The organism is Butyrivibrio sp., from assembly GCF_015056685.1.
Lineage (GTDB): Bacteria > Bacillota > Clostridia > Lachnospirales > Lachnospiraceae > Butyrivibrio.
The window spans coordinates 1-3,235 of the sequence record NZ_SVFW01000095.1 but is presented as its reverse complement, the minus strand read 5'-3'; the positions used below and the strand labels follow the sequence as shown (position 1 = coordinate 3,235).

Sequence of the window (3,235 nt, the reverse complement as noted above, 5' to 3'; positions counted from 1 at the left end):
GAATCGATGAGTTTACCATCGCGCCAGATGCGCTCGAGGTCGTAGAAAAGACGGTTCTCACTGTCGAATACGTGAACGATGATGTCACCGAAATCAAGAAGGATCCACTTTCCTGATTCGTAGCCTTCTACGTTCTTGGAATCAAAACCGGCTCTTCCAAGAACTTCCTGAACATTGTCTGCAAGTGCCTGTACCTGGTTGATGTTTGTACCACTGGCAATAATGAAGTAGTCTGCAAGAGTTGAGATCTCACTTATATCTATTACGTGAACGTCCTCTCCCTTTCTGTCTTCGAGGGCTTCAACAGCCATTTTTGCCATGTTTTTTGAAATTTCAATATCTGCCATAAATACCTCTGATTATTTGTAATATTTTTGATAGTAGTGATATGCATTTAAAGTGGCATCGTCACACTCTTTGCCTATTGTTTTTAGATATATAACAGAATTATGAAGAATATGCGCAAGACATCTGTCTAAATCGGTAAATGCCTCTTTTCTGATGATATCCATATCTTCCAATGGCTTTCTGTTTGGCTCTATAAAATCGGCAATATAGATGATTTTTTCAAGAAGCGACATATCTTCTCTGCCGGTAGTATGCCATCTTATTGCATTTAGGATTTCTGTATCATAGACATCATATTTTGTTCTGGCAAGATACATTCCTACCTTTGCATGCAAAAGAGAATGATTTTTTCTCTCAACTTCTGTTATATCTATCTTATTTTTCTCACATATTTTGATCTGATCTTCATGAGACATGCACTTTGCGCAGTCGTGGAGCATTCCGGCAATAAGGGCTTTATCTACATCAGCACCATGTATGAATGCCATATTGGCTGCCGTATATGCAACACCCAAAGTATGATCAAATCTATCCGGTTTTAATTCCTTGGAAAGCTCTTTTCTCAGCTTCTGAGTTATTTCAATGGTCTTCATTTGTATAATCCTTTTATACATAAGAATTCAATAACTTCATCAGGAACCATATACCTTATGGATCTGCCGGTTCTAACTCTGTTTCTTACTTCTGTTGCTGAAATATCTATTCTGTTGAATTTAAGAAGTCTGATATCTGCACCGAACTGATCACCAAGTTCTTTGCGCTTTTTATCCAAAGCAGCCAGATCATCATCTTCTCTGACAGCAGCAAGTATTGTACATGACTGAAGCAGTTCTTTTGCCATATACCAGTTATCAATTCCGATAACAGAATCACCACCAAGGATGAGAAATAGCTCATCTCCCGGGTACATAAGCTTTAATTCCTGTATGGTGTTGTAGGTATAAGTACCACCGTCTTTATCAATTTCTATTCTTGAACAGGTAAAATAGGGGTTATCCTTTATTGCCATTTTTACCATCTGATAGCGATTCTCACCGCTTGCGACTTCGGTTCTGTTTGGCAAATGAGCAAGATTATTTGGAATAAAGATAACTCTGTCCAGCCCAAATTGCTCTCTTGCTGACTCGCCTAAAAGCAAGTGTGCATTGTGAATGGGATCAAAAGTACCACCAAGTATTCCGATTTTTCTGCTTTCCATAAATAACCTCCGACAAGTTTAGAATATTAAGCTTTCTTGTTTTTAGGAAGTACGATCTTTGGATTGTCTTTAAAAGGCTTGTATAATACGAACTTTCTACCAATAACCTGAACAAGTTCAGATCTTGTTCTCTCTGAGATCATGATAGCAACATTACTAACTTCTTCTGTACAGTTTTTAAGTACAGTAACCTTTATAAGCTCATGAGTATTAAAGGTTTCAGCAATTGCATCTGTTATTTCAGGAGTAACAGTTGCTTTTCCAATTTGAAAAACAGGATCGAGATCTGCTGCAAGGCTCTTTAAATAAGCTCTTTGTTTACTTGTTAATGTCATTCTTCTTCATCCTCATCTTCAGATACCGGTTTAGTATCTGCATTTCTATAATATTCAAAACTATAACCATACATTCTTACAGTGTCGCCTTCACCGATGTGGAGTTTCTCAAGTTCATCAAGAATTCCATTATCTGCAAGGAACTTCTGGAAGAAAGCAAAGCCTTTTTCAGACTCAAGGTTCGTGTAACCAAGCATCTTTTCAATCTTAGGTCCTTCAATAACATATTCAGCAGTATCCTTATCGTAAGAAACTGTGAATGCATCCTCGTCATCTCTTATCATTGTTTCAGGGAAGAATTCCTGCTCAAAGACAATAGATTTCTCGGGAAGCTCAGAAAGGGTCCTACTTACATAGTATAACAGTTCCTGAATACCTTTTCCAGTTAGGGTTGAGGTGGCAAATACTTTAACTCCAAGAGGCTCGTATTTTTCACGGATCTTGGTAATTATCTCTGCCTGCTCTCCCTCAGGAAGCATATCTATCTTGTTGGCTGCAATAACCTGTGGTTTGCTTGTTATATCAGCGTTGTAGTTTTTAAGTTCTTCATTAATAGCTTCTATATCTTCAATAGGGTCTCTGCCCTCAGTTGATGCCGCATCTACAACGTGAATCATCATTCTTGTTCTTTCAATATGACGAAGAAACTCATGTCCAAGACCGGCACCTTCTGAAGCACCTTCAATAAGTCCCGGAATATCGGCAACTACAAAACCTTTTGCATCTTTAAGATCAACAACACCGAGCATTGGTGAAAGAGTTGTGAAATGATAATTTGCAATCTTGGGCTTAGCATTAGATACCTTGGACAAGAAGGTTGACTTACCAACATTTGGGAAGCCCACAAGTCCAACGTCTGCAATTACCTTAAGCTCTAAAAGTACTTCAAGCGAAAGAGCCGGTTGTCCTGGCTGAGCATATTTAGGCGCCTGCATTGTTGAAGTAGCATAATGCATGTTTCCATTGCCGCCTTTTCCGCCCTTAAGAACAACGACCTCTCTGTTTTCAAGGCTCATATCAGCGATTACTTTTCCTGAAGCTGCTTCTTTTATTACTGTTCCTTCCGGAACCTTTATATAAAGATCCTGGCCATTCTTACCATGGCATCGTCTCTTATTTCCATCCTGACCATTCTCTGCCTTATACTTTCCACCATAATGGAAATCGGCAAGAGTATTTATTCCTTCATCTATGACAAAGATAACGTCTCCGCCTTTGCCACCGTCACCGCCATCCGGGCCACCGTTTGGTACATATTTTTCTCTTCTGAAAGAGATATGTCCGTCACCGCCCTTACCACTCTGTATAAAGATTTTTGCTTTATCTACAAATACTGGCATTAATTTAACTCCTT

The 3,235-nt window shown here is 38.9% G+C and carries 5 protein-coding genes; all 5 read right to left on the bottom strand.

The genetic code is table 11. The features are described 5' to 3' along the window. Window positions 1–347: ribosome silencing factor (rsfS, locus tag E7303_RS17945; protein ID WP_292146830.1), on the bottom strand; the 347-nt coding region annotated here is incomplete at its 3' end. A gap of 12 nt (window positions 348–359) precedes the next feature. After that, the gene (yqeK, locus tag E7303_RS17940; protein ID WP_022774007.1) at window positions 360–941 is read right to left on the bottom strand and encodes a bis(5'-nucleosyl)-tetraphosphatase (symmetrical) YqeK; all 582 of its coding nucleotides are present in this window, start codon (window positions 939–941) and stop codon (window positions 360–362) included. Continuing rightward, window positions 938–1,546 carry a nicotinate-nucleotide adenylyltransferase gene (nadD, locus tag E7303_RS17935; RefSeq protein ID WP_292146828.1) on the bottom strand — a complete coding sequence of 203 codons (609 nt, stop codon included), beginning with the start codon at window positions 1,544–1,546 and terminating at the stop codon, window positions 938–940. Before nadD ends, yqeK begins: the two co-directional genes overlap by 4 nt. 26 nt (window positions 1,547–1,572) lie before the next feature. Then, window positions 1,573–1,881: a ribosome assembly RNA-binding protein YhbY gene (gene yhbY, locus E7303_RS17930; protein WP_022774004.1), complete on the bottom strand. Its 309-nt coding sequence runs from the start codon at window positions 1,879–1,881 to the stop codon at window positions 1,573–1,575. Beyond that, window positions 1,878–3,221: a GTPase ObgE gene (gene obgE / locus E7303_RS17925; protein ID WP_292146831.1), complete on the bottom strand. Its 1,344-nt coding sequence runs from the start codon at window positions 3,219–3,221 to the stop codon at window positions 1,878–1,880. The genes yhbY and obgE overlap by 4 nt, the downstream gene beginning before the upstream one ends. Window positions 3,222–3,235: the final 14 nt, after the last annotated feature.

Bases quoted from the DNA above. Each gene is read 5' to 3' on its own strand.
- yhbY (WP_022774004.1), bottom strand. From the start codon at position 1,881: ATGACATTAACAAGTAAACAAAGAGCTTATTTAAAGAGCCTTGCAGCA.
- nadD (WP_292146828.1), bottom strand. From the start codon at position 1,546: ATGGAAAGCAGAAAAATCGGAATACTTGGTGGTACTTTTGATCCCATT.
- obgE (WP_292146831.1), bottom strand. From the start codon at position 3,221: ATGCCAGTATTTGTAGATAAAGCAAAAATCTTTATACAGAGTGGTAAG.
- yqeK (WP_022774007.1), bottom strand. From the start codon at position 941: ATGAAGACCATTGAAATAACTCAGAAGCTGAGAAAAGAGCTTTCCAAG.